Source organism: Haloplanus sp. CK5-1 (genome assembly GCF_037201915.1).
Taxonomy (GTDB): domain Archaea; phylum Halobacteriota; class Halobacteria; order Halobacteriales; family Haloferacaceae; genus Haloplanus; species Haloplanus salilacus.
This window is the reverse complement of record NZ_CP147505.1, coordinates 988,820-1,005,380: the sequence shown is the minus strand read 5'-3', so window position 1 is coordinate 1,005,380 and position 16,561 is coordinate 988,820. Positions and strand designations below refer to the sequence as shown.

Below are 16,561 nucleotides of genomic sequence, written 5' to 3'. Positions count from 1 at the left end.
CCCCTTCGGGGCTTCCCGGTAAAAACCCAGCCACTCGGGACGGAACGTCTGCCACGACGAAAAGACATATACCATGTGATTCCCTACCAAATCTCCGTGACGATGTCCGACCACGTCGACGAAGGCAGGTGGGACAGTGCTGACGACCGACGTCCGGATCACGACGGGACCGACACCGTCGAGGCGTACGAAGTCGAGGATGGGACGGTACTCTACGACGCGGAGAACCCCCTCGCGTGGGTGGAGTCGTCGAGGGCGGTGTCCGTCCACGAGTACGCGTAAGGCCGCAACCGAACCCTTTTGCCGCCGCGCTCGCACGCTCTCAGCGTGCCGCTCGATCCGTGGCCGGACGAACCCGAGCAACCGGACCCCGAAGTCGACCCGGAGTCCCGCTGGGGCGACCCCGAGCAGGACCTGCCGCGGATCCCCACGCCCGACACCGACGAGACGGACGTCGACCCCGAGATCATGGAGACGTTCTGGCGGAGCGTTCTACTGGCGAACGTCGCGGTGTTCGGCTTCGCCCTCGGACCCATGCTCGTGTACTTCCGCGGCCAGTGGACCCTCGGCCTCGCCGCGGTTGCCGTCGGAGCCGTCGCGGGCGTCCGCGTCTACCAACACTACCGCGCGTTCGAGACGCGCCACGGCGAGGAGGGCGAAGCGACCGGTCCCGATGACGACGGGGCCGACGAGCGGAACGCCTAACTCCGCCCCACACCACCCGTCGACCATGCGAACCGTCCGGGACGACGATGGGAGGACGTTCCTGCTCGTGAAGCAGTCGTCGGAGTCGAGTCTCGTCCGGGACCCCGAAACCGGGAGCGAACGCTACCTGCCGAACGACGCGTTGACCGTCGACGACGAGGCGTCGCCGCTCGTGACCGCGGCCGGTGCGGTGCCGGCGTCGGTTCGACGGCTCCTCACCGCGACCCCCGACGAACAGGCACTCGGCCTGCTGGTCGAACTCGCCGATCGGGGACCGCTCGCCGTGCGGACGCTCTTGGAGGCGTACGACCTCTGTGAGAGCGACCTGCACGGACTGCTCGCGGAGTGTCGGGCCGCCGGGCTGATCGCCGAGGCGCGCGTCGCGGGGGAGCGGGGCTACGACGCCACCGAGACGACGCGGGAGGCAGTGTCGCTGCTGCGTGAGTGATCACTCCTCGGCGACGGTCGCCGGCCGGGACCGGGACACCGTCGAGCGGTTCGTCCGCGGGTCCTTCTCGACACGGACGAGGTCGTCGGCCGCGCCGACGAGTTTCTCGTCGTGGCTGACGATGACGATCTGTGCCACACCCAAGTCGCGCATCTCCTCGACGAGGTCGACCAGTCGGGAGACGTGGCCGGCATCGAGGAAGACGGTGGGTTCGTCGAGGATGAGCGGCGGCATCGGGGCCGCACCGTCGATTCCCTCGGCCAGCAGACGGTAGATCGCACACCGAAGGCTGAGGTTGAACAGGGCGCGCTCGCCGCCCGAGAGCTGTGCAGGGTCGAGTTCGCTGCCGTCCTTCTGGACGACCGAGAGTTCGTAGTCGCCGTCCAGCCGGAGGTGGGCGTAGGCGTCGTTGCCGTAGATCAGGTCGAACGTCTCGTTCAGTAGACGTTCGAGGGTTTCGACGTTGCGCTGGCGCAGTTCCGCCCGTAGGTCGCCGTAAGTGGCCTCCAACTGCGAACACTCCTCGTGGAGGTCGTCGAGGGCGGCGACGCGGTCGGCCAACTCGTCGCGTTCGTCCCGAAGCCTCTCGAGCGCGTCGATCTCGCTTCGCACACCCCCGGTCTTCGCCTGCAGTTCGTCGCGCCGGTCGGACAGTTCGTCGAGTTTCTCGCCGACGTCTTCGAGGTACGACGCGGCGTTCTCCTTGTTCGTGCGGGCTGCCTCGACCGCGTCGTCGTCGACCGCCTCGCGGAGGTCGTCGCGGCGCTCCCGCAGTTCGGCGAGTCGGTCGCGACGCTCCTCGTTCGTCTCCGCGATCCGTTCGGCGCTCTCGCTGCGGCGCTCGATCGTCGCCTCGCAGTCGTCGATCCGGTCGAGTCGCTCTTCGATCGCATCGAGGCGGTCCCGACGGTCCTCGATTGCGTCGAGCTCCGCTGTCAGGTCCTCGACACGCTCCTCGGCGTCGGCCGCCTCCGCACGCTTCTCGGCGGCGACCTCACGAGTCTCCGCCGCCCGCTCACGGAGGTCGGCGGCCTCCGTGCCGGCCTCCTCGGCGTCGTCACGGAAGTCGGCGGCCGCTTCACGGTCCGCCGCCGCCAGTTCCTCGAGGCGGTCGCGCTCGGCGTCGATGTCGGCTAATCGGTCCTCGGCCTCGACGAGGGCGTCGAGCGCTTCGATCCGGTCGTCGAGGTCGGCCGCCCGCTCGCGGGTGTCGGCCAAGTCGGACTCCACGCCGTCGACCCGCTCGCGGTACTCCTCGATCCGGTCGGCGTGTGGGGAGTCCTCGACTGGCTGTCCACACTCGGGGCACTTGCCGGCGTCGAGCAGGTCCTCGGCCTCGTCGACCCGGTCGCGGGCCGACGACAGCGTGGCTTCAAGCTCCGCGACCCGTTCGCGGGTCTCGCCACGGCGCTCGCGCAACTCGTCCCGTCGGTCAGCCGCCTCGCCGCGGTCGACGGGGGCGTCGTCGAACTCGCCTTCGAGGTCCGCCGCCTCCGCGTCGAGGTTCTCGACGATGGCTTCCCGCTCCGCCGCGGCGTCCTCGCGCTCCGTCGCCGCCTCGCGACGGTCCACAGCCCGCGCGTCGGCTTCGTCGGCGCGGTCGGCCAGGTCGTCGGCCTTCGCCGCCAGGTTCTCCGCCTGGTTTCGCAGGGCCGTCGCCGACGCGTTCGCCTCGGACTGGGCGTCCCGGACCTCTTCCTCGCGTTCGGCCAGTTCCTCCCGACGCGCCTCGACGGCGTCGCTGGTCGCCTCGTCCAACTCCGTCGCGTCGAGACGCGTCTCGAGTTCGGTCTCCAACTCCACGATCCGCTCGCGCACCTCGCGGACCGCCTCGCGGTGGTCCTCGCGCTCGCTCTCGGCCTCCCGGATCGTCGTCTCCAACTCCGCGATGTCGTCCTCGACGGCGTCGAGGTCCGCCCGCTTTGCCTCGTACTCCTCGAGGACCGCCTCGGCCTCGGTTTTCGTCCGCTCGGCCTTCTGCCGCTGGCGCTCGTAGTGTTCGATCCGCTCGTCGACGTCCGCGAGGTGGCCCTCCAGTTCGTCGAGCGCCGCGTAGAGACCCTTCTCCTCTCTGGCCTCGATCTGTGACTCCACCTTCCGGAGTTCGCCCCGCTTCTCCGAGCGGACGTCCTCGACGCCGAGGCGGGCGTCTGCGGCGCGTTCGCGGTACTCCTCCAGCCGCCCCAACTGCAGGAGGTCGTCGATCACGTCCTGTCGCTGCTCGGGCGAGGCGTTGATGAGTTGGTTCACCTCTCCCTGTCGGACGTACGCGCAGTTGACGAACGCCTCGGCGTCCATCCGGAGGAGGTCGGCGACGAACGCCCGCACGTCGCGCGCGCCCTCGACCGCCACGTCAGGTCCCTCGAGGACGCAGTCGGCGGTCGTCGTCCGGTCGCCGGACGTCCGGAGGCGGCGGTGGACGTGGTAGTCGCCGTCCGCGTGGGTGAACCACAGGTCGATTTCGGCCTCCTCCTCGCCGTTGGAGATAACTTCGTCGAGGGTGCCATCGAGCGCCGTCGACCCGTACAGCGCGAAGAAGCACGCCTCCAAGAGCGACGACTTCCCGCTCCCGTTGAGGCCGTGGATCACGGTCACGCCGTCCCGTAGATCGAGGTCCGCGTCGGCGTACGGCCGGAAGTTCCGCAGCCGGATCCGATCGAACTTCACAGGAAGTCCTCCATCGACACCTGGTCCTCGGGGTCGTCCGCGTTGGCGTCCGGTGTCTCGTCGTCCGCATCACTGGACGAGTCACCGTCGGCCTCGTCGACTTCGTCGTTGACCACCGCCACCGGGTCGGCGTCGGCGACGAACTCGGCGACCCGGTCGCGGACGTTCGAGTCGGCCACCGCGTCGTCGCGGACCGTCTCGTCGAGGCGACGACCGAGCGAGGAGAGTTCCATCCCGCGGAGTCGTTCCCGGACGGCGGCGTCCGGGTCGGCGAAGTCCACGTCGGGGGCGGCGGCCGTCGCGTCGCCGCCGACCGCCCGGTGGTCGGTGACGCGCGCGATCAGCGCACCGTCCTCGACCGCGGCCTCCTCGACGGTCGCTGGGGCGACGGGGTCGCCGTCGCCGGTGATGGTCACCACGACCACCGCCTCCGAGAGGTCGTGTTGACGGACCTGTTCGCGGACGCGGTCGACGCCCTCGCCGGGGGAGAGTTCCACGTCGACGAAGACGAACGGGCGCGTATCCAGCGACCGCCGCCGGATGTCGACGGTCGCGTCGCCGCCGGCGTCGGGCCCGAACTCGACGAGGTTGTACCCACGCGCGTCGCGTTCGTCCGCGCTTGCGCGCTCAGTCGACCCGCAGTAGGTCACCCACGTCCCCTCGATTTCGGCACGGTCGGGGACGTGATTGTCGCCGAGCAACACGGCGTCGAAGTCGACGGTCGCCTCCTCGAGTACCGTCTCCGTATCCCAGTCGGCGTGGGGAAACGGGGTGAACAGACCGTGGGCGACGAGGGCGGCGGTGTCGGCGTCGTGGGGGACGAAGTCGTAGTCGAGGTCGTCGCGCCGGGACCGGGGGACGTGATCGAGACCGTAGAAGGCCGTGTCGCCGACGACGGTCGGGGTGTCGTCCAGTCGCGTCGCCAGACCGAGGTCGGAGAACAGATCGAGCCACTGGCTCCCGCGGGTCGCCTCGTGGTTGCCGACGACGGCCAGAAAGGGCACGCCGGCGGCCGAGAGGTCCCGAAGCGCAGAGAGCACCCCGAGCAGATCGGGGAGGTCGGGCCGGCGGTCGTGGAACAGGTCGCCGGCGTGGACCACCGCGTCAACGGCTCCGCCGTTGGCCAGAGGGGCGTCCGGCCCCTCGCTGTCGACGTCCGCGTCCACGGCGTCGTCGATCACCGCCTCGAACGCGTCGAGGAAGTCCTGCCGGCGGTCCGGCGAGTGGTACTGTCGGTAGCCGACGTGGGTGTCGCCGGTGTGGATCACCCGAGTCATCGCTCCGATCGTTTCTCGCCGGGACTCAAAACCGTTCCGCGACCGGAGCGAAAGTGGTCCGCGACGGCCAGCCGAAACCGACGGAGGTCGTCGAGCGTGCGCCGTCCTCGACGCGCCGTCTCCGAGTCAGCACGGTCGACCGCCGCGCGCAGTCGGTCGAGGCCGCCGTCCACGAGGAAGGCCGCGGCGTCGCGGGCGTCGCCACAAGCCGTCTCGGCCTCGTCGACGACGGCCGCTGGCCCGCCGTCGCCGTCGACACACCCGTCGGTCGCGAGCGCACGAAGCGCCGCGCGGACGTCGTCGGTCACGGGGCCGGATAGGTGCCCTCTCGGTGTTAAATCTTCAGCGAGTAGAGCCGCTTTCGGGCATCGGAAAACGAAATCCGTGTCTCGACCACGTCGGCGTCTTCGAGTCGGCTCAAGGCGTATCGGACCGTCCGCGGCGGTAACAACGTCTCGTCGGCGAGTTGACTCTGGCTCAACGTCTCGTTGTAGTCGAGCACCTTCGCGACGAGTTTCGCGCTGGGCGGCAAATCGCGCACGTCGGCCCACCGATCCGATGCGGCGTCGCGTGGAACGTCCTCGGTCGTGCTCATGTCGTGTTTCGCTCGGGCATACAGTGTGATAATATTTGCTATCTCCAGATATTTTCACGAGTTATATATCGTCGGTCGCCACGGGTCGAGCGGGGACGGCTGGCGGCGAAGACCGCACGCACCCGAAGTCTCTTATGAGTCTGCGCGTTAAAACGCGCAATGACCGATACTGTGGACGAGGTCGACCTCCCCTACGACGAGGAGGCGGCGTCTCAACAGGAGAAGATCGAAGCGCTCCGCGAGCGCCTCGACGTGTTGGAGGGACAAAACGAGGAGATGCGGGACAAGTTGCTGGACGCCAACGCCGAGAACAACAAGTACCAGCAGAAACTCGAACGGCTCACCCACGAGAACAAGAAGCTCAAGCAGTCGCCGCTGTTCGTCGCGACGGTCCAAGAGATGACCGACGAGGGCGTCATCATCAAACAGCACGGCAACAACCAAGAGGCGGTGACGGAGGTCACTGACGAGATGCGATCCGACCTCGAACCCGACGCGCGGGTCGCGGTGAACAACTCCCTCTCGGTCGTCAAGCGCCTCGACAAGGAGACGGACGTTCGGGCCCGCGTGATGCAGGTCGACCACAGCCCGGACGTGCGCTACGAGGACATCGGCGGCCTCGAAGCGCAGATGAAGGAAGTCCGCGAGACGGTCGAGATGCCTCTCGAACGCCCCGGGATGTTCGAGGACGTCGGCATCGACCCGCCGTCGGGCGTCCTCCTGCACGGCCCACCGGGGACGGGCAAGACGATGCTCGCGAAGGCCGTCGCCAACCAGACCGACGCTACCTTCATCAAGATGGCCGGATCGGAACTCGTCCACAAGTTCATCGGCGAGGGTGCGAAACTCGTCCGCGACCTCTTCGAGGTGGCCCGCGAGAACGAGCCGGCCGTCCTGTTCATCGACGAAATCGACGCCATCGCGTCGAAGCGAACGGATTCGAAGACCTCGGGCGACGCCGAGGTCCAGCGGACGATGATGCAACTCCTCTCCGAGATGGACGGCTTCGAGGAACGGGGCGAGGTCCGCATCATCGCCGCGACCAACCGCTTCGACATGCTCGATCCCGCCATCCTCCGACCCGGCCGGTTCGACCGCCTCATCGAGGTGCCCAAGCCCGACGAGGAGGGGCGCGAGATCATCTTCAAGATCCACACCCGGGACATGAACGTCGCCGACGACGTAGATTTCGACGAACTGGCCGACATGGCCGACGACGCTTCGGGAGCCGACATCAAGGCGGTCTGCACCGAGGCCGGGATGTTCGCTATCCGCGACGACCGGACCGAAATCTACATGGACGACTTCGTGTCTGCGTGGGAGAAGATCAGCGCCGAATCGACCGACCACGGCACGTCGCCGGCGTTCGCGTAAGCGCCACGCCCGTCTGTTTCAACACAGCAGGTACGGCACCAGGAACAGCAGAACGAACAGGCCACCGAGTGCGAGCAGATACACCAGCCCAGTCGTCGCGGCCACACGCCACACGGAGTCGTCCGATCGGAACACACCGCCGAGGAGGGACGGCTCGGTCATAAGTCCGTCCCGTGACGCGACGTTTTTGCCCGGGCGGACGGTAACGGGCGTATGACCATCCGCAACGACGTCGCGCCCAGCACCCTCTCCGTTGACCTCCTCGACGGCGGGGTGGAAGTCGAGTATCTCGACGGACGGACGACGTTCTACCGCGGCGTGCCCGAGACGGCGGGCGAGACGCTCACGACCGGTCCCGGAAAAGAAGTACACGTCCTCGTCACCGACTCGGAAGGGACCGAGGGCGTGATGATCTACGTCAACGACCGGAAGACCCACGACGACATCCTAGATTCGACGGGTGTGGGACGGATCGTCCTCGACGGCGGCGAGGCCGAGGAACTCTTCCCCGGCGTCACCGTCGCCACGCCGGACGGGATGCGGTGCCGGATCGAGGCCGAACCGTCGGTGGTTCGGGGCCGCGTGTTCGTGTTCGTCGAGGACGACTGGGGCGAACAGTCGTACGAACTGGTCGAGGAGTGAGGCTACTGGAGGTAGGACGGGTCGGCTTCGTCGCCGTCGCAGTGATCCTCGTGTTGGGCCGCGTCCTCCTCGGCGTCGAACAGCATACCGCAGGTCTCGCACTCGTACCACGTCATGCCGTCCCGCTCGGTCGTGGTCACCATGTGTGTACGTCGGCGATCCGACGGTAAAAGATTACCCCGGCGACGAACCGGACACCGGCGGTGTCAGCCGTCGGCGACCGGCGACACGTCCGCGACGGTCACGGCCATGCCGAACAGATACAACCCGAGTCCGGTCACGCCGACCGGGATGGACACCTGTAGCAGCGTCGACCCCGCGAAGGCGCCGACGCCGCCGCCGACGGCTCCGAGTTTCCGTGACGACTCCGTCGTTCGACTCGACAGGTCGGCCCAGGTGCCCCGGTGGGCGAGTACGAGGGCGGTGGTGGCGCTGTAGACGACTGCGACGGAGAGCAACGAGAGACCGTGCGTATCGGAGACGACGCCAGCGATGGCGGCGAGTCCGATGCCGACGAGGAGGGCGACGGCGTAGCGGATCGAGCGGTGCACGTCGGGAGTCAGTGCCGGGACGAACAAAAACGCACCGCGTCGTCGCGGGGCGGCCTACGCGTCCCGCTCGAAGGGGTCGACGAGTTCGACCGTCTCGGCGCGGTCCGGGCCGACGCCGACGGCGTAGATGGGTGCGCCGACCTCCGAACTCAGGTAGTCGAGGTAGGTTCGTGCGGCCGCGGGGAGCGCGTCGTAGCCGTCGTCGGCGACGGCAGCCCAGTCCACCTCGGGCCACGGCTCGAACTCCTTCAGGATCGGCTCGCAGTCGGCCCACCGCTCGGTCGTCGCGGGCATCGTCTCCAAGCGCTCGCCGTCGAGTTCGTAGGCGTCGCCGACCTTCACCTCGTCCATCCCGGCGAGGACGTCGAGGTGGTTGACCGCGATGCCGGTGAAGCCGCTCACGCGGGCGGCGTGGCGCAACATGGGCACGTCGAGCCAACCGATGCGGCGCGGCCGACCCGTGACCGTGCCGAACTCGCCGCCCTTCTCGCGGATGTAGTCGGCCAGGTCCTCGTCGTCGCCGTCGAGTTCGGTCGGCAGGGGGCCGGTGCCGACCCGCGAGAGGTAGGCCTTCACGATGCCGACGACCTCTCCCTGTCCGACGACCGTCGGCCCGACGCCGGTGCCCGTCGACGCGCCGCCGGCAGTCGGGTTCGAGGACGTGACGTAGGGGTAGATGCCGTGGTCGATGTCGATAGAGGTGCCCTGCGCGCCCTCGAACAGCAGGTTCTCGCCCGCGTCGAGTTTATCGCCGAGGAAGTCGCCCGCGTTGACGGTCATCCCTTCCTCGTCGAGGCGGCGGCCGATGGCCGCGAACTCCTCGTGGAGCGCGTCGACGTCGAACTCCTCGCCGGCCTCCATGCCGAAGACGTCCTCAACGACCGCGCGCTTCTGTGGGACGACGTACTCCAAGCGGTCCCACAACACGTCGGGATCGAGCAGGTCGCCGATCCGGATCCCGCGGCGACCGACCTTGTCCTCGTAGGTCGGGCCGATCCCGCGGCCCGTGGTCCCGGCCTCCAGGTCGTCGTCGCTTTTCGCCTCCTCCTCGATGCCGTCGAGGACGCGGTGGTACGGCATGATGACGTGGGCGCGGCGCGCGACGCGGACGTCGGGGTCGAGCCCACGGTCACGGAGGGCGTCGAGTTCGTCGAACAGCGTCCGCGGGTTGACGACACAGCCGTTGCCGAGGACGCCGATCTTTCCGCGAACGGCCCCGCTCGGAACCAGGGAGAGTTTGTACTCCTCACCACTCTCGACGACGGTGTGGCCGGCGTTGTCCCCGCCCTGATACCGGACCACGATGTCGGCGTTCCCACCCCACAGGTCGACGAGGGCACCCTTGCCCTCGTCTCCGAGCTGGGATCCGACGATGGTGACAGTCATATCCGACCGTGCGTTTCGTCCGACTCGCTAAACCGATTACGATACGCCCATCACTCCGGCGACCCCCCGTGATCACGGACACACACGGCGCGAAACGCCCGATGCGACGGTATCGGAGCGGTTTCCCGCAACTTCGACGCCGACCCGAAGCGTTAACCTCTCCCATTCCGACTATCAAACGCCGGTTTTCGATCGCCGACACTCACAGCAACTTTTAAAACCCGCAACGACAAGTTAACAAGTGTCATGATAGACAGGCTCGAGAAAGAAGTCGATATGCTGGAACGACATCTTCAGGTGCTGAAGATGGTCATCGGGAACGAACCGATCGGTATCGTGAAGATGTCCAACGAGACGGGATACCCTCACCACAAGGTCCGGTACTCTCTCCGCGTCCTCGAGGAGGAAAACCTCATCGAACCGTCGAGCCAGGGTGCGATCACTACCGAGGACACCGCGGATTTCGTCGACGAACTCGACGAGAAGATCGACTCCATCGTCGAGAAACTCGACTCGATGAAGATCGAAGAGACCGCCGAGATCCAGAGTTAGAGATCCGGAACTGTCAGGAAGAAGTCCTCGTCTCGCGCCTCGATCAGACACAGGTGAAACCCGTGTTTGCGTGAGATCTTCACGTAACTCCGTCGCGAACTCCGACTGAACAACCCACCTCTGGTTGCGTCGACCGCGGCCTCCATCGCGTCGGCATCGAAGAAACTCGTCGTCACGACGGCCGCCGCCGCGAGCGACGGCGTTGACCGACCGACCGACGTCGCCCCGTCCAGGATCGACTCGATCGTCGGCGCCCGCGTCGGATCGCGGGAGTCCGAGAAGTCGGCGACGAACAGCGGATCGCCCATCTTGTCCCGGCACACCACGTCGAAGGATACGGCCGTCCCCTCGGCATCGGCATCAGCGTCGGACTCGGAGGTATCGACGGCCACCTCGCCGTCAAGGTCGATCCGGTCGATCCGTTCGACCGCCTCGTACAGTTTCGACACGCCGGATCCGGCGTCGACCCGTCGGATCTCGTAGAGTAACTCGGTCAACAGCCACTCGGTGAACCGGTGTTCGACCGTCCCGCGGAGGAACGCTTCGAACGGCCGACCGTCGACCCGAACGTCCGCCGTCTCGAACTCGGTGTGGTATTCGATCCGGAGGTTGGCACGCAACTCCTCCGGGGGAACGCGGCCCGCCGCGGCGCGCTCGACCGTCGCACCGGACTTGTCCTCGTATCTGACGAAGAGGTTCGTCCCTGCGATCGCCTCCTCGGGCGCGAGCGTCCGTTCCGTCCCGCTGTCCGGATCCGTCTCCGTCCTCCCCGCCTCCAAGCGCTCGATCCGGTCGCGAAGTCGCTCGACCTCCTCGCGGTACTCGTCGCGTTCGGACGCCGTTTCCGCGAGTGTGTCCCGGACGTCGGCGAGTTCGTGACGGAGACGGTCGACCTCGTCGGACGCGTCGTGGTCGGGGACCGACGCGCCCGCCGTCGAGGCATCCGGTGTGTCGCTACCGACATCCGATTCGGTCTCGGTCTCTCCCGCCGCCCCGACGTCGGTCGGTACCGCTGGCGTCCCGCTCGCGGTCGATTCCGTGACGGCCGAATCGTCGGCGTCGGTCACGTCGGGCTCCGTCGAGGCCGTCTCGGAAGCGTCCGTCGAGGCCTCCACGGCCGGTTCGAGGTCCACGTCCGGGCTCTCGGACACCGTCCCGTCGCCGGGAGCGTCGGCCCGGTCGTCGTCCGCGACCGTATCGGTGCTCACTCCACCGCCGGCGTCGTCACCAGTGCCGGCGTTCGACGGCGACCGATCGGTCGTCCCCTCCTCGACCGTCTCCTCGTCGTCTCCCGCCGCGCCCTCGACGACCGTCCCGTCGCTATCTTCGGAGTCTACCGCTCCCGCCGCGACCGCCGTTCCAGTCCCCTCGTCGACCGGATCGGGACGGTCGGGCAGGTCGACGACCGTCACGTCCGCGTCGACGACGGAGTAGATACCGACCTCGTCGGCCGCGCGGTCGAACGCCTCGTCGCCGGTGAGGAGCCGGGGTTCGTTGCCGACGAAGGCGACCGGGAGCGACCGCCCGCCGTAGTAGACGACGTAGTAGTCCCCCGAGAGCACGTTCTCCGAGAGTTCGACGTAGCCGACGAAGTTGCCGGTAGAGAGCGTGTCGTCGATCTCGGACAGCGGTGTCTCGTTCGAGTAGTACTGGCCCCGCGTTTCGCCACCACCCACCTGCATGGTGTACAACAGCGGCAGCGAGATGTCGGGGGCCGTGTACGCAGTCAACGAGGCGTCCTCGAAGTCGTCGACGTCGCCGTCGAAGACGCCGACGACCCGACCGTTGAGGAAGAAGGCCCACGCGGTCCCGTCGGTCACGGCCCCGGAGAAGTCCGCGTCGGCGAGAGTGTACAACCCACTGACGCCGTCCCCGACGGAACGGGTTCCCCACTCGGTCACCGCGTCGAGAATCTCGCCGTCCATCGCGTGAATATGGAGGAAAGCGACGCAAATACTTTCCGGCGGCGGACTCACTCCTCCTCGTCGGCGAAGGCCACGGTCACCCGTCGGCGCTCCCCGTCGACGTACTTGTACCGTTCGTCCGGGTCCTCACCCTCGGCCCGTCGATGCGAGCCGTCACAGAACGGGTACGCCGCACTCAGTCCACACAGACAGACGGCGACGTCGCCTTTGTCGTCGTCGATGTCGTCGGGGGTGATGATCTTCGGCCCGGTCGCGGTGTGGGTGACTTCGCGTGGCATACCACGCGGTCGGTGGCCGAGCGGCTTACGTGCTGTGGAGGGGCCGAATCCGCAGGACTGCGGTGTGGGGCTCAGTGCTTGTGCGTGAACAGGAGCGGACTGCCGTCGTGGATGGTGACGCAGATGTCCAGCGGTTCGATCTGTTCGAGGCTGGTCGCCTCGTTCTTGCAGACCACGAGGTCGTCGAACGGGTCCTCACAGACGGGACAGGCGACGGAGACGGTGTTCTGGTAGAGTTTGATCTCGTCGTTCTCTTCTCTGGGCGTGAGCGACGATACGAGCTGCTCGAAATCCTCCATGTCCACGTCTGCCGCGTGAACCTACATAAATCTACGGCGACGCCGGGGGACGGTTACGCCCCGAGCGAGGCACCGAGGTAGAGGATGACGACGAGGAAGATCCACACCACGTCGACGAAGTGCCAGTACATCGAGACGGTGCTGACCGAGACGTGTCGGTCGGCGGAGTACTGCCCCGCGAGCGCCCTGACCGTGACGATGGCGAGGAGGACGCCGCCGAGCGAGACGTGGAGACCGTGCAGCCCGGTCAACCCGAAGAACGCCGAGCCGAAAAAGCCCGAGGTGACCGTGAACTGCGAGTGGACGATGAACTCGTAGTACTCGTATACCTGACCCCCAATGAAGACGACACCGAGCAGGAGCGTCGCGAGCAGTCCGATCAGGAACTTGCGGCGGTCGTTGTTCCGGATGGCGACGTGCGCCCAGTGGAGGGTGAGACTCGACGCGACCAAGATCACCGTGTTGATGATGACGAGCGATCCCGTCAGGTGGGGGAGTTCGCCCGGCGGCCACGTCCCCGCACGGATGAAGAAGTAGTACGTGAACACCGCACCGAACGTCGCGAGTTCGGAGCCGAGGAAGGCGATCATTCCCCAACGGAGTGCGGACGAACTCGTCTCGTCGGCGTCGCTCGACCAGAATTCGGAGACAAACGCGTGGTAGACCCACCCGTACAGCCCGAAGAGGAAGCCGCCGACGCTCGAGGCCGTGAGCAGCGGCGCGTACATCGGGTTGATCGTCGAGTCGGAACCGCCTGCGACGATGAACAGGGCGGCACCGAGGTAGATGCCACCGGCACTCAACGCGGTGATGAACGGCCACCAACTCGCCTCGCCGAACCCCCTCGGCCAGTCCTCCACCGCCGGGAGGTGATGTTCGTGGTCGTCCCCGCCGTGATCGGTACTCATACGCTCCCGTTGAGATTCGATTACCAAAAATCCTCCCAACCGCCGGCGACCCGATCGGTTCCGGAAACTACACGGCGACGACGGCCAAATCACCTGTCGATGATCGAGCGTCAGCGTCGCGTCGCACTCGGGGTCGGTGTCAGCGTCAGCATCGCACTCCTGCTCTGCTGTGCCGGCGTCGCGGCCGCCCACAGCGGTGGCCTCCGCGGTACCGGGCGCGACCCGATCACCGTCCCGACGTGGCTCTTCTTGCTCACCGGGGGCGGCGTGGTCGGCGTCTCGTTCCTGCTCGCGAGTTTCGTCACCGACCGACGACTGGTCGACGCCGTCCACGACTGGGGACGCCCGCTACCGACACCCGGCCGGATCGTCCGGTCGCTCGCGGGCGGCGGTGCCGTCCTCCTCCTCGGAGTCACGGTCGCAGTCGGCTACGTCGGGCCGTCGACCGGCGTCCGCAACCTCGCGGTCCTCGTCGTCTGGGTCGGCTGGTGGGGCGGGTACGTCGCCTCGACCTACCTGCTGGGGAACTCGTGGCCGACGCTCAATCCCTTTCGCGCCCTGGCGGCGCGTGTCCCCTCGCTCGACCGGTCGTATTCCGACCGGTTGGGGTCGTGGCCGAGCGTCGCGGGCCTCCTCGCTCTCGTGTGGATCGAAGTCGCGACACCGCTGGCGGACGACCCACGTCTGCTCGCGACCGTCCTCGTGGCGTACACCGCCGCGACCGTCGCCGGGAGCGCCGTCGTCGGCGCGGACCGGTGGTTCGAGAGCGTCGACCCCCTGGCGCGTGCCTTCCGGTTCTACGGGTGGCTCGCCCCGGTCGGCGTCAACGACGGCCGCCTCCATCTGCGCCTCCCCGGCGGCGCGCTCCCCCACGTGACCCTCGACGGCCGCGACGACGTGGCCTTCGTCGTCACCCTCCTCTTCGTCACCACGTACGACGGGTTCGTCGCGACCGGGGCGTGGGCGGCCGGCGCGCGCGCAGTCGCCGGTGTCGGCGTCCCGGCGCTCGCCGTCTACGTCGGCGCGTATCTCGCGGGGGTGGCCCTGTTCTACCTGGCCTACCGCGCGGCGGCGCGACTCGGCCGGCGACGGGCGGAGACGTACCTCTCGACGACGTATCTCGCGCGCCGGTTCGCCCCCTCCTTACTTCCTATCGCCGCCGGCTACCACCTCGCGCACAACGTCGGGTCGGTGCTGGTGCTCGGGCCGACGCTGTCGGCCGTCGCCGCCGCGCCCCTCTCTCCGCCGGCGACGCCGCCACAGTTGGCCGCCCTCCCCTCGTGGTTCGGCGGAGTCGAACTCGCCTGTGTCCTGCTCGGACACCTCCTCGCAGTCTGGGTCGCCCACGCCACCGCGTACGACATGTTCCCCTCGCGCCTGCAGGCCGTCCGGAGTCAGTACGGCGTGACCGCCGTGATGGTCTGTTACACCATGCTCAGCCTCTGGATCGTCGCGGAACCGTACGTCCCGCCGCCCTTCATCGCCTCGTGACCGAGCCCATGACTACGACCGACGACACTATCGACCCGACCGACGACACACACGTCCCGCCCGGCGCGTCCGCACACGTCTGTGAGCGGTGCGGACGGCCGTTCGCTGACGAGGAGTATCTATCCCTCCACCGCGGCCTCGACCACGCGGCCGATCTGTCGGCGGCCGAGCGCGAGGCCTTCGAGGCCGCCCACGAGTCCGAGGTGGCCGACCTCCAGCGGTTCAGACTGCTCGCACTGGCGGCGCTCGTGGCGCTGTACTTCGGGTTCCTGATGACCTACGCCGTCGTCACTTAGTCGGCCTGCCCGCTCGCCCGGTGGAAGGGTTGGCCGGCGATGTCCTCGCGAAGGTCGCCGAGGGGTGCACGGGAGTCGGCGGTCGTCATCTCGGTGACGACGGCGAACACCTCCTGGCGCGAGATCTTCACGCCGGTCTCGGAGAGGGCGTCCTCCGGGCGGGCGAGGAGTTCACGAAGCGTTCCGACGGCGAGCAGAAACGGAATCGCCCACGCAGCGACGGTGTTGCCGTCGGTCGTCGGGACGGTCTCCAGATACGTCTGGGCGTCGTCGAGGTAGGAGCGGGCGTGGCGGGCGGTGCGACGGACGACCGCCGCTGCACCGGACTCGTGGGCCGGGTCGACGACGGCCTCCTGTGGGACCCCCTCGACCGCCAGCCACTCGGCCGGCAGGTAGACGTTGTCCTCCTCGGTGAAGTCGTCGTACACGTCCTTGGCGACGTTGACCAGTTGGAGCAGGAGGCCGAACTCCTCGGCGGTGTCGTAGAGGCGGGCGCGACGACCCTCGCTGAGATCGCCACGCGCCAGGAGGTTGGTGACGAGGGTGCCGACGGTGCCGGCGGCGTAGTAGCAGTACTCCTCCAGTTCCTCGCGGGACTGGATGCGGAGTCCGCCCTCGTCGGCGTAGCGCTCGACGAACATCGCCATCCCTTGGACGAGTTCGCGGGCGGGCGGCGTGACCGCCTCGCGCACGTCGTCGGGGAGAGCCCGAAAGGTTCGGACGATCCGTGGGGTGCTGGCGACGACCTCCCAGTCGTCGGTCCGTTCGTCGGGCGCCGGGAGCCACTCGTCGGCCGACGTCCGGAACGCCTCGGGGTCGGTGTCGTCGTCGGGGTCGAGGACCGCGTCGTATTCGCGGAGGAGTCGTGCCTGCGCCGCAGGCGGGATGTGGTCGGCGTCCTCGACCGTGTCGGGGACGCGACAGAGCAGGTAGCCGATACAGATGTACGACGCCATCGGTTCGTCGAGTACGTCGACGGTCAACGCGAACGTTCGAGAGACACCCTGCACCGCCTCGTGACACCAGTCGAGGTCGGCCCGGTCACCGGGAGGTCTGGCTGCGTGTCGAGACATTCGGAGCGGTTGCGCGTTACGACCGGAGGGTTAAAAAGTCTCGTAGGCTCGCCGCCGGAGCCACAACTCGTATCACCGGCCCGTTCGTGGGGGC

At 67.8% G+C, this 16,561-nt stretch carries 21 protein-coding genes; 8 read left to right on the top strand and 13 right to left on the bottom strand.

Going from position 1 to position 16,561, the window contains the following annotated elements; genetic code table 11:
- Positions 1-102 precede the first annotated feature (102 nt).
- Genes NBT81_RS05300 through NBT81_RS05290 form a run of 3 tightly spaced genes read left to right on the top strand, consistent with a single transcriptional unit; the run spans position 103 to position 1,153 of the window.
- Positions 103-282 carry a DUF7331 family protein gene (locus tag NBT81_RS05300; RefSeq protein ID WP_338742499.1) on the top strand — a complete coding sequence of 60 codons (180 nt, stop codon included), beginning with the start codon at positions 103-105 and terminating at the stop codon, positions 280-282.
- Between the two features lie 45 nt (positions 283-327).
- Positions 328-705, top strand: coding sequence for a DUF7322 domain-containing protein (locus tag NBT81_RS05295; protein ID WP_338741616.1), 378 nt, complete (start codon positions 328-330; stop codon positions 703-705).
- A 25-nt stretch (positions 706-730) separates the two neighbouring features.
- A complete protein-coding gene (locus NBT81_RS05290) occupies positions 731-1,153 on the top strand; it encodes a DUF7346 family protein (protein ID WP_338741614.1) in 423 nt (140 codons plus the stop codon).
- Here the strand turns inward: NBT81_RS05290 and rad50 are convergent, their stop codons facing one another.
- The 4 genes from rad50 to NBT81_RS05270 are packed head-to-tail and all read right to left on the bottom strand — an operon-like array spanning position 1,154 to position 5,692.
- Positions 1,154-3,820: a DNA double-strand break repair ATPase Rad50 gene (gene rad50 / locus NBT81_RS05285; protein WP_338741612.1), complete on the bottom strand. Its 2,667-nt coding sequence runs from the start codon at positions 3,818-3,820 to the stop codon at positions 1,154-1,156.
- A complete protein-coding gene (gene mre11 / locus NBT81_RS05280) occupies positions 3,817-5,097 on the bottom strand; it encodes a DNA double-strand break repair protein Mre11 (RefSeq protein ID WP_338741610.1) in 1,281 nt (426 codons plus the stop codon). The genes rad50 and mre11 overlap by 4 nt, the downstream gene beginning before the upstream one ends.
- The gene (locus tag NBT81_RS05275) at positions 5,094-5,405 is read right to left on the bottom strand and encodes a hypothetical protein (protein ID WP_338741608.1); all 312 of its coding nucleotides are present in this window, start codon (positions 5,403-5,405) and stop codon (positions 5,094-5,096) included. The genes mre11 and NBT81_RS05275 overlap by 4 nt, the downstream gene beginning before the upstream one ends.
- 26 nt (positions 5,406-5,431) lie before the next feature.
- Positions 5,432-5,692: a helix-turn-helix domain-containing protein gene (locus NBT81_RS05270; protein WP_338741606.1), complete on the bottom strand. Its 261-nt coding sequence runs from the start codon at positions 5,690-5,692 to the stop codon at positions 5,432-5,434.
- A gap of 159 nt (positions 5,693-5,851) precedes the next feature.
- Here NBT81_RS05270 and pan1 point away from each other — a divergent pair, with 159 nt between their 5' ends.
- Entirely contained in the window at positions 5,852-7,066 is a 1,215-nt protein-coding gene (gene pan1 / locus NBT81_RS05265; RefSeq protein WP_338741603.1) for a proteasome-activating nucleotidase Pan1, read from the top strand.
- 18 nt (positions 7,067-7,084) lie between these two features.
- On the opposite strand, the gene NBT81_RS05260 is transcribed toward pan1, so the two are convergent.
- The gene (locus NBT81_RS05260) at positions 7,085-7,228 is read right to left on the bottom strand and encodes a hypothetical protein (protein WP_338741600.1); all 144 of its coding nucleotides are present in this window, start codon (positions 7,226-7,228) and stop codon (positions 7,085-7,087) included.
- A gap of 51 nt (positions 7,229-7,279) precedes the next feature.
- Between NBT81_RS05260 and NBT81_RS05255 the strand changes: the two genes are divergently transcribed.
- Positions 7,280-7,708, top strand: coding sequence for a DUF5796 family protein (locus NBT81_RS05255; RefSeq protein ID WP_338741598.1), 429 nt, complete (start codon positions 7,280-7,282; stop codon positions 7,706-7,708).
- Positions 7,709-7,710: 2 nt separating this feature from the next.
- Here the strand turns inward: NBT81_RS05255 and NBT81_RS05250 are convergent, their stop codons facing one another.
- The 3 genes from NBT81_RS05250 to NBT81_RS05240 form a co-directional block, all read right to left on the bottom strand.
- Positions 7,711-7,851: a DUF7128 family protein gene (locus tag NBT81_RS05250; protein ID WP_338741596.1), complete on the bottom strand. Its 141-nt coding sequence runs from the start codon at positions 7,849-7,851 to the stop codon at positions 7,711-7,713.
- Positions 7,852-7,914: 63 nt separating this feature from the next.
- Positions 7,915-8,259: a hypothetical protein gene (locus NBT81_RS05245; protein WP_338741593.1), complete on the bottom strand. Its 345-nt coding sequence runs from the start codon at positions 8,257-8,259 to the stop codon at positions 7,915-7,917.
- 54 nt (positions 8,260-8,313) lie between these two features.
- Complete coding sequence (locus NBT81_RS05240) at positions 8,314-9,645, bottom strand: adenylosuccinate synthase (RefSeq protein ID WP_338741591.1); 1,332 nt, start codon at positions 9,643-9,645, stop codon at positions 8,314-8,316.
- Positions 9,646-9,891: 246 nt separating this feature from the next.
- On the opposite strand from NBT81_RS05240, the gene NBT81_RS05235 reads away from it, so the two are divergent.
- The gene (locus NBT81_RS05235; protein WP_338741589.1) at positions 9,892-10,197 is read left to right on the top strand and encodes a hypothetical protein; all 306 of its coding nucleotides are present in this window, start codon (positions 9,892-9,894) and stop codon (positions 10,195-10,197) included.
- On the opposite strand, the gene NBT81_RS05230 is transcribed toward NBT81_RS05235, so the two are convergent.
- The 4 genes from NBT81_RS05230 to NBT81_RS05215 all read right to left on the bottom strand — a co-directional run bounded on the left by NBT81_RS05230 (position 10,194) and on the right by NBT81_RS05215 (position 13,607).
- Positions 10,194-12,122, bottom strand: a complete 1,929-nt coding sequence (locus tag NBT81_RS05230; RefSeq protein ID WP_338741588.1) for a DUF7527 domain-containing protein — start codon at positions 12,120-12,122, stop codon at positions 10,194-10,196. The genes NBT81_RS05235 and NBT81_RS05230 overlap by 4 nt on opposite strands.
- 47 nt (positions 12,123-12,169) lie before the next feature.
- Positions 12,170-12,400 carry a CDGSH iron-sulfur domain-containing protein gene (locus NBT81_RS05225; protein WP_338741586.1) on the bottom strand — a complete coding sequence of 77 codons (231 nt, stop codon included), beginning with the start codon at positions 12,398-12,400 and terminating at the stop codon, positions 12,170-12,172.
- A gap of 71 nt (positions 12,401-12,471) precedes the next feature.
- On the bottom strand, positions 12,472-12,699 hold the full coding sequence (locus NBT81_RS05220) for a DUF7385 family protein (RefSeq protein WP_425498741.1): 228 nt from the start codon (positions 12,697-12,699) through the stop codon (positions 12,472-12,474).
- A gap of 53 nt (positions 12,700-12,752) precedes the next feature.
- Positions 12,753-13,607: a heme-copper oxidase subunit III gene (locus tag NBT81_RS05215; protein ID WP_338741582.1), complete on the bottom strand. Its 855-nt coding sequence runs from the start codon at positions 13,605-13,607 to the stop codon at positions 12,753-12,755.
- Between the two features lie 99 nt (positions 13,608-13,706).
- Here NBT81_RS05215 and NBT81_RS05210 point away from each other — a divergent pair, with 99 nt between their 5' ends.
- Positions 13,707-15,098 (top strand): hypothetical protein, encoded by a 1,392-nt coding sequence (locus NBT81_RS05210; protein WP_338741579.1) that lies wholly within the window; start codon positions 13,707-13,709, stop codon positions 15,096-15,098.
- 8 nt (positions 15,099-15,106) lie between these two features.
- Positions 15,107-15,394 (top strand): DNA-binding protein, encoded by a 288-nt coding sequence (locus NBT81_RS05205; protein WP_338741577.1) that lies wholly within the window; start codon positions 15,107-15,109, stop codon positions 15,392-15,394.
- Here NBT81_RS05205 and NBT81_RS05200 read toward each other — a convergent pair.
- A complete protein-coding gene (locus NBT81_RS05200; protein WP_338741575.1) occupies positions 15,391-16,467 on the bottom strand; it encodes a phytoene/squalene synthase family protein in 1,077 nt (358 codons plus the stop codon). The two genes, NBT81_RS05205 and NBT81_RS05200, sit on opposite strands and share 4 nt — an antisense overlap.
- Positions 16,468-16,561: the final 94 nt, after the last annotated feature.